The sequence below is a fragment of the Corynebacterium gottingense genome (genome assembly GCF_003693265.1).
Taxonomy (GTDB): Bacteria; Actinomycetota; Actinomycetes; order Mycobacteriales; family Mycobacteriaceae; genus Corynebacterium; species Corynebacterium gottingense.
On the sequence record NZ_RDRE01000034.1, the window covers coordinates 1 to 7,595 of the forward strand.

Here is a 7,595-nt window from a genome sequence, read left to right on the forward strand (position 1 = left end):
TGCACGAGCCCGCGCTTCTCTAGCTGGTTGACGGTGTTGGAGGCAGTCGGCATGCGCACGCCCTCCGCCTCCGCGAGGTGGCTGATGCGGGACGGGCCGACGTCCGCAAGCCGGCGCAGGATGGACAGCTGCGGGCCCGTCAGGTCGGAGTGCTCGGCCGTGCGGAAGTAGGTGACGTACAGCGAGGTCATGGCGGGGCGAATGCTCCGCGCGATCTCGTACGGATCGGGTGTTTCATGCATAAGAAATCTCCTCCACGCTTTTCGAAGACTAAATAGTACCAGCTTCCGTACGACTATGATGGGGCGAGTGTTTGCGTACAGATACGAGGTGTCACACGAGTGGGCTCGCCGCACCACGCTGCGGGACCTCCGCCAGGGCAAGATCACGCTTGACGACGTCTGCGACGCCGATTTCCTCCTCCGCACCGCCAGCCAGTACCACGGCGCCAAGGCCGACCGCCCCTGCCCGATCTGCGGCTCCGAGCTGCGCGAAGTGAAGTGGGTGTACGGCGGGAACCTGGGCCGCCGCGCCAACACTGCCCGCAGCGCGAAGGAGATTGACCAGCTCGTCGCGGAGGTGGGGCCGATCACCGTGCACTTCGTCGAAGTTTGCCTAGAGTGCAAGTGGAATCATCTACGGAAGGCCGTGACCGCTGTTCCCGTCTCGGACGGGTAGTGTGTCCTATTAATAATGCGCAGTGGGCTTCGAGGTCTGAGGCCTGCCGCACGTCCGCACGTCTTGAGGGAAAACGAGTGACAAACAAAGAGAACGCCTCGGAAAGTGGAAGCACGGTAGCGTCGTCAAGCAAGCGAGCGTCGAAAGGCGCAAAGCGCTCGCGGTGGTGGCAGTGGCTGCTGGCGCTGCTTCTGCTGCTGGTGCTGATCGCCGCGATCCCGGCGATATGGTTTGCCTGGAACTACAGTCAGGCGGAGATCCCGGAACCCAACGACATTGAGGCGGCGCAGATCTCCAACATCTACTTCAGCGACGCCCAGACCGAGCTGGCGCGCGTCGTGCCGCCGGAGGGCAACCGCGAGCAGATCCCGCTCGACGCGGTGCCCGAAGAGGTGCAGAACGCGGTGCTCGCCGCCGAGGACCGCGACTTCTGGGGCAACTCCGGCTTTTCCTTCACCGGCTTCGGCCGCGCCGCGGTGGGTCAGCTGACCGGCAACACCTCCGCTGGCGGCGGCTCGACGATTACGCAGCAGTACGTGAAGAACTCGATCGTGGGCAACGAGCACTCCTACGAGCGCAAGGCGAAGGAGCTGGTCTACTCCATCAAGATGGCCAACTCCTGGTCCAAGGAGGAGGTGCTCAACGCCTACCTCAACACCGTGTACTTCGGCCGCAACGCCTACGGCATCGAGGCGGCGGCGCACGCGTACTTCTCCAAGCCCGCCTCGGAACTCACCGTGGAGGAGGGCGCGGTGCTCGCCGCGCTGATTCAGCGCCCGAGCCAGCTGGACCCGTGGAACAACGAGGCCGGCGCCCAGGACCGCTGGAACTACGTCATGGACGGCCTGGTGGAGATGGGCGCGATCGACCAGGCGACGCGAGCGGGCGCGCAGTTCCCCGAGACGCGCGACCCGGCGACGTACTCCGCCTACACCGAGGCGACGGGCCCGAACGGCCTGATCAAGAACCAGGTGATGACGGAGCTCGCCGCGATTGGTATCACGGAGGATGACCTGACCAACCGCGGCCTGCAGATCACCACGACGATTGATAAGAAGACGCAGGACGACACGGTCCGCATCTCCGAGGAGCGCATTTCCGCCCTGCAGGACGACGCCCGCACCGGCGTGGTCGCCGTCGAGCCGGGCACGGGTGCCGTGCGCGCCTACTACGGCGGCAACGAGGCCTCCGGGTGGGACTATGCCAACGCCGGCCTGCAGACCGGCTCCACCTTCAAGATCTTCGCGCTGGCGGCGGCCCTGCAGCAGGGTATCCCGCTGACCGCGAACTTTGACGCCTCCCCGGTCACCCTGCCGGGCGGGTTCTCCGTGACCAACTCCGACGGCGGTGGCGGCGGCATCATCAACATGACCGAGGCCACCCGTACTTCCTCGAACACGGCGTACATGCGCATCCAGGACGACCTGGACAATACGACGCAGGACACGGCGGACATGGCGCACGCCCTCGGCGTGGCGCGCTCCATCCCGGGCATCCCGGTGACCCTGCGCGAGAACGGCGGCCAGCCCTACGAGGGCATCGTGCTGGGCCAGTACCAGTCGCGCGTGCTCGACATGGCCGCCGCGGTGGCAACGCTCACGGACCGCGGCGTGTACCACCCGACCCACTTCGTGCAGCGCGTCACCGACGCGCAGGGTGAGGTGCTCTACGAGAACGATGACAAGTACGCCGAGCGCCGCGTCTCCGCCCAGGTTGCGGACAACGTGATCCAGGCGATGCAGACCGTGATTCCGTACTCCTATGCCAACCTGGCGGGCGGGCGTCCGTCGGCGGGCAAGACGGGTACCGCCCAGATGGGCGACACCGGCCAGAACAAGGATGCCTGGATGGTCGGCTCCACCCCGCAACTGTCCGTCGCGGTGTGGGTCGGCACGGCCGACAACACCTCGCCGATCTTCAACGAGTACGGCGGCCTGATGTACGGCGCGCAGACCCCGGCCAAGATTTGGAAGGACGTCCTGGACACGGCCCTGGAGGGCCAGGAGATCCAGAACTTCCACGAGGCATCGCCGGTGTACTGGGGTGTGAACCCCTACGGCGGCGGCGCGAACCTGGGCGGCAACTCCTGGGCGTACTACAACCAGCAGCAGGGCACGACGCAGTCCGGGAACGGCGCCGCGGCGGCTCCGGCCGAGCAGCAGCAGTCCGCTGCCCCGTCGCAGCCCGAGCAGGCGCCCGCACCGGACCCGGCCGCACCCGCCGCACCGGCTCCGCAGCAGCAAGCGCCGGCGCCGGCCGCGCCCGCCCCCGCCCCCGCGCCGCAACAGCAGCAGCCGGCGCCGGCGCCGGACCTGGGGCTCGACCAGGCGGTGGACGACTTCTTCAACGGCCTCGACAACGCGCTGCAGTAAGCGAAGGGGAGCAATGGAACAGCACACTCAGGACGTGACGGACACGGCGGCGCAGCGAGTCCAGCCGGGGCGCACCGAGCCGGTCGCTCGGGGATTCGTGGAATATCTGGGCGGCCCGATGGGCAAGTTTGCCCAGATCGGGCGGGCGAAGTTTTGGACGCCGCTGCGCACCATCTTCGCGGTCGCCTACACCTTCCTCTTCTTCGGCGCGCTTTCTAAATCCAACTGCGCGCTGGGCAAGGCCGACGAGAACGGTGTGCTGCAGCTGAACTGGGACGGCAACCGCCAGTACACGTCGTTCTGCTACAACGACATCGTCCCGCTCTACGGCGCGCGCGGCCTGGACCAGCCCGGCTTTGTGTACGACTACTCCTGGGTGGAGGACGGCCTGACCCGCTACATGGAATACCCGGTGCTCGCCGGGCTGTTCCAGGGTGTTGCCTCGTTCATCTCGCGCAACACGTACTTCCTCGTGGACCGCGTCCTTCCCGAGGTCGGCTGGTACTTCTACGTCACCGTGTTCATCCTGTCCGTCATCTGGGTCGCCACCGTGCGCATGGTGGCGGAGCTCGCGGGCAACCGCATTTGGGACACGCTGCTGGTCGTCGGCTCCCCGCTGCTGATCATGCACTCGTTTACCAACTGGGACATCCCGTCCATCTTCTTCGCGGTGGCGGCGATCTATGCGGCGCGCAACAAGAAGTTCTGGCTGGCTGGTGTGATGATCGGCCTCGGCACGGCGTTCAAGATGTGGCCCATCTTCGCCCTCGGCGCCTATCTGGTCGTCGCGCTTCGGAAGCGCGACCTCGTCCCGTTCCTCAAGATGGTCGCCGCGACCGTGGTGAGCTGGGTCGCGGTCAACCTGCCCATTTACCTGCGCGACCCCGAGGCGTGGGGCGAGTTCCGACGCCTCAACACCGACCGCAGCTGGGAGTGGACCACCATCTACGCGGTGTTCAGCCGCATCACCGGGTGGGCCGGATTCGACTCCGGCGACGGGGCGCCCGTGATCCTCAACGCGGTCACGCTCGTGCTCTTCCTCGCGGGCTGCGCTGCGGTCCTGGTTATGGGGCTCAAGGCGCCGCGCACGCCCCGCATCGCCGAGCTGCTCACCCTCATCGTCGGCTTCTTCCTCCTCTTCAACAAGGTGTGGAGCCCGCAGTACTCGATCTGGCTCATCGTCCCCGCGGTGCTCGCGCTGCCGTACTGGCGCCTGCTGCTCACCTGGATGACCGTGGACATGATGGTGTGGCCCATCCTCATGTGGCACATGATGGGTACCGATAACCTCGGGGCTCCGGGCTGGCTTCTCGACGCCACCATCATCGCCCGAGACGGCCTCATCATCACCATCATGGTGCTGGTCGTGCAGCAGATGTTTGGCAAGCGCACCGACAAGGTCGCCGAGGCCCACAACGGCCACGACCCGCTGCTGAGCACACCCGACGAGTGGAGCGAGGAGGCAGCGTGGGCACCGCGACGGTCGTCGGCATCTGCTCCATTGCAGTCGGTTTCCTCCTAATCGCGGGCGCCTTCTGGGCGATGGCCAAACTGCAGCGCCCCATGCTCTCGCTCGGTCTTGGCGTCCTCGCGTTCGTCTTCATTACGGTGATTCCCGTTTTCCTTGCATTATTTGTGGCGGCACCGCGACCGGTTTAGGTAGGGCGGCCAAAAAGTTCGACGACGCTAAGGAAAATATGCAACGCCTTTCTATCTTGGCCACCACCGTCGCGCTTGCGGGCGCACTGACCGCTTGCGGCACCAGCGAGAGCGAGCCGACGACGGAGACCGTGGAACAGCCGAGCCAAGAAGCAAAGCAGGAGCCGCAGCAGGGGCCGGAGCTGCCGGCGTCGATAAGCGGCTACAGCGAAGAGGCTCAATCCGACGCGGCGAAGGATGGTCGCGCCGAGGTGGAGTTCGATGGCGAGCACTGGGAGCTCGAGTTCAACGACATAGACGTTGACATCACGCCGGACGGGTTGGTCACCGAAGCGGACCGGTAGGCATTTGGCCTGCGGGATTGTGTGGGGTAGCCTGGACGGGTTGCTTGACGCAACGACCCTCCTGCCACCGCAAAAGTGCGGTGGCCGAAACAAGTTACTAGACCATAGGAGGTGATGAGGTCCGTGCGTCACTACGAAGTAATGATCATTCTTGACTCTAAGCAGGATGAGCGCACCGTTGCCCCGTCCCTGGACAAGTTCCTGGAGATTGTCCGCAAGGAAAACGGCAAGGTGGAGAATGTTGATGTGTGGGGCAAGCAGCGTCTTGCTTACCCGATCAACAAGAAGGAAGAGGGCATCTACGCCGTTGTAAGCCTCGAATGCGAGCACGCAACCGTCGATGAGCTCGACCGTGTTTTGAACCTGAGCGATAACGTCGTGCGTACCAAGGTGCTGCGCACCGACAAGTAGGAACAGGTAGGCTCAAACCACACGTAAACCAGCTGGTAGGAGAAGAGCATGGCACAGAACGAGACCCCGATCACTGTTGTCGGCAACCTGGTTGCTGACCCGGAACTGCGTTTCACCCCGAGCGGTGCCGCGGTGGCGAACTTCCGTATCGCTTCCACGCCCCGTTCTTTTAACCGGGAAACGAACCAGTTCGAGGACGGTGAGGCACTGTTCCTGACCTGCAACTGCTGGCGCCAGATGGCCGAGAACGTCGCAGAGTCCCTGACCAAGGGCATGCGCGTGATCGTGCAGGGGCGTTTGCGGCAGCGTTCTTACCAGACTCGCGATGGCGAGAATCGTACCGTGTTTGAGGTCGAGGTTGATGAGGTCGGCCCGTCCATCAAGTTCGCTACGGCGAGCGTGACGCGCACCCCGCGCGATGGTGGCGGCCAGCAGCGGAGGCCACAACAGCAGCAGGCCCCGCAGCAGCAGTACCAACAGCAACCGCAGCAGGCCCAGCGCCCGCAGCAGCAGGCCCAGCCGGATAACGATCCCTGGAACTCCGCCCCACCGGCAGGTGGTTTCGGCGGGATGGATGACGAGCCCCCGTTCTAAACGTTGTTCCCACCCACACAAGATTTTTCATCATAAGGAAGGTTAGGATTCATGAAACTGATCCTCACCGCTGCCGTTGATAACCTTGGCGAGCCCGGCGACATCGTCGAGGTCAAGGACGGCTACGGACGTAACTTCCTGCTCCCGCGCGGCCTTGCCATTACGGCCACCCGCGGTGCAGAGAAGCAGATCGAAGACATCAAGCGTGCACAGGCAGACCGTCAGGTCCGCGACCTGGATCACGCAAAGGAGCTGCGCGATCAGCTGGACCAGCTCACCGGCGTGAAGGTCCCCGTGCGCACTTCTGAGAAGGGCAAGCTGTTCGGCTCCGTCACCGGTGCCGACATCGCCGACGCAGTGAAGGCTGCCGGCGGCCCGTCCCTGGACAAGCGCCGCATCAATGTGCCGAAGGGCCTTGTGAAGAAGACTGGCGGCTACCAGGTCAAGGTCAACCTCCACGACTCCGTGGAAGGCAAGATTAACTTCGAGGTCGTCGCAGCGTAAGAGCTTTACGCTTATCGACGAGCGACAACAGCATTTTCTGACGCGCACCCCTTTGTGAGGAGGGGGTGCGCGTTTTTTGCGCGCTGCGTGGGCTGCTGCGCAGGGACGTACCCTGGTGGGAACGGGCAGGGCTCGCGTTCGGGCGCGGGGTAGGGATCCGGGTCTGGTTCCTCCGGGATGACTGTTGAGTCTTCGGTCGGCGGTTCAGGGGCCAGGTCGAAGCTGTGTCCCGTGGCGTGTTCGAGCGCCTGCAGGTCCGCCATCAGCCGGTAGTAGTCGGCGTGGTTGTCGTACTCGTCCAGCAGGTGGTGCGCCCGGGCGAGGAAATCCGCGTACGCGTCCCGGTTTCGGGCGACGTTGGGCAGGGAGCTGCGCCAGCGGGTGGTGGTGGGCGTGGTTTCGTCGAAAAGCGGGCCCTCGTGGCGGCTGAGGAGGTAGGTGCCGTCTTCACACAGCCACACGATGTCCCCGGTGACGGGGTCGGGGACGTAGAAGATGCGCTTGTCGGTCTTCATGTTGTGGTGGTGCGGGCAAAGACAGAAGAGGTTGTGGGGCGTGGTCTCGCCACCGCGGTCGAACGGGATGCGGTGGTCCAGTTGGCAGGCGGTTGCGGGTCTGTCGCATCCGGGGAAGATGCAGTTGCCGTCTCGGGCGTGCGCGTAGTGTTTCATCCCCTCCGTCGGCGCGTAACTGTCCGTCTTGGTGGTGGCTGTCTCATCCAGGTTGACCGTTTCAGGCGGGTGGTTGCTGAGCAGACTCTCGAGCTCCGCGGTGGCGAGGGCGTCAGTCCATCCGTAGCGAGGAATGAATACGGGGGCGCCGGCCGCCCGGGTGCCGTCGGCGCCCGCGGGTGCGTAGAGATGGATGCGGACGTTCGCGGCAGGCTCGACATCGCCGTTGAGGAGTTTTACAGCGGCGTCAGCGAGCGAGACCTTCTCCTGGCGGGCCGTGGCCTGCAGCGAGGCGCGAAGGACGGCCATCGTGGTGGCATCGGTGCTGAGCGTCATTGTTGCGATGCCCGCGCTGCCGTGGT

At 64.9% G+C, this 7,595-nt stretch carries 9 protein-coding genes; 7 read left to right on the top strand and 2 right to left on the bottom strand.

Going from position 1 to position 7,595, the window contains the following annotated elements:
• On the bottom strand, positions 1–242 hold a 242-nt coding region (locus tag EAW56_RS10525; protein ID WP_122086477.1), incomplete at its 3' end, for a MarR family winged helix-turn-helix transcriptional regulator.
• 58 nt (positions 243–300) lie between these two features.
• Between EAW56_RS10525 and EAW56_RS10530 the strand changes: the two genes are divergently transcribed.
• From EAW56_RS10530 to rplI, 7 genes are all read left to right on the top strand, one after another.
• On the top strand, positions 301–678 hold the full coding sequence (locus tag EAW56_RS10530) for a DUF5318 family protein (protein WP_095553876.1): 378 nt from the start codon (positions 301–303) through the stop codon (positions 676–678).
• Positions 679–755: 77 nt separating this feature from the next.
• On the top strand, positions 756–3,050 hold the full coding sequence (locus tag EAW56_RS10535) for a transglycosylase domain-containing protein (RefSeq protein WP_122086478.1): 2,295 nt from the start codon (positions 756–758) through the stop codon (positions 3,048–3,050).
• A 13-nt stretch (positions 3,051–3,063) separates the two neighbouring features.
• Positions 3,064–4,572, top strand: coding sequence for a glycosyltransferase family 87 protein (locus EAW56_RS10540; protein ID WP_095278348.1), 1,509 nt, complete (start codon positions 3,064–3,066; stop codon positions 4,570–4,572).
• A 175-nt stretch (positions 4,573–4,747) separates the two neighbouring features.
• A complete protein-coding gene (locus EAW56_RS10550) occupies positions 4,748–5,053 on the top strand; it encodes a DUF2442 domain-containing protein (RefSeq protein ID WP_122086480.1) in 306 nt (101 codons plus the stop codon).
• 114 nt (positions 5,054–5,167) lie between these two features.
• Entirely contained in the window at positions 5,168–5,464 is a 297-nt protein-coding gene (gene rpsF / locus EAW56_RS10555) for a 30S ribosomal protein S6 (RefSeq protein ID WP_122086482.1), read from the top strand.
• A gap of 48 nt (positions 5,465–5,512) precedes the next feature.
• Positions 5,513–6,058, top strand: coding sequence for a single-stranded DNA-binding protein (locus EAW56_RS10560; RefSeq protein ID WP_095278339.1), 546 nt, complete (start codon positions 5,513–5,515; stop codon positions 6,056–6,058).
• A 51-nt stretch (positions 6,059–6,109) separates the two neighbouring features.
• Positions 6,110–6,562, top strand: a complete 453-nt coding sequence (gene rplI / locus EAW56_RS10565; protein WP_095278337.1) for a 50S ribosomal protein L9 — start codon at positions 6,110–6,112, stop codon at positions 6,560–6,562.
• Positions 6,563–6,573: 11 nt separating this feature from the next.
• Here the strand turns inward: rplI and EAW56_RS10570 are convergent.
• On the bottom strand, positions 6,574–7,595 hold a 1,022-nt coding region (locus tag EAW56_RS10570; protein WP_208636512.1), incomplete at its 5' end, for an HNH endonuclease signature motif containing protein.

Excerpts from the sequence above, each read along its gene's own strand:
- EAW56_RS10530 (WP_095553876.1), top strand. The coding sequence starts at position 301 with ATGGGGCGAGTGTTTGCGTACAGATACGAGGTGTCACACGAGTGGGCT.
- EAW56_RS10540 (WP_095278348.1), top strand. The coding sequence starts at position 3,064 with ATGGAACAGCACACTCAGGACGTGACGGACACGGCGGCGCAGCGAGTC.
- EAW56_RS10550 (WP_122086480.1), top strand. The coding sequence starts at position 4,748 with ATGCAACGCCTTTCTATCTTGGCCACCACCGTCGCGCTTGCGGGCGCA.
- rpsF (WP_122086482.1), top strand. The coding sequence starts at position 5,168 with ATGAGGTCCGTGCGTCACTACGAAGTAATGATCATTCTTGACTCTAAG.
- EAW56_RS10560 (WP_095278339.1), top strand. The coding sequence starts at position 5,513 with ATGGCACAGAACGAGACCCCGATCACTGTTGTCGGCAACCTGGTTGCT.
- rplI (WP_095278337.1), top strand. The coding sequence starts at position 6,110 with ATGAAACTGATCCTCACCGCTGCCGTTGATAACCTTGGCGAGCCCGGC.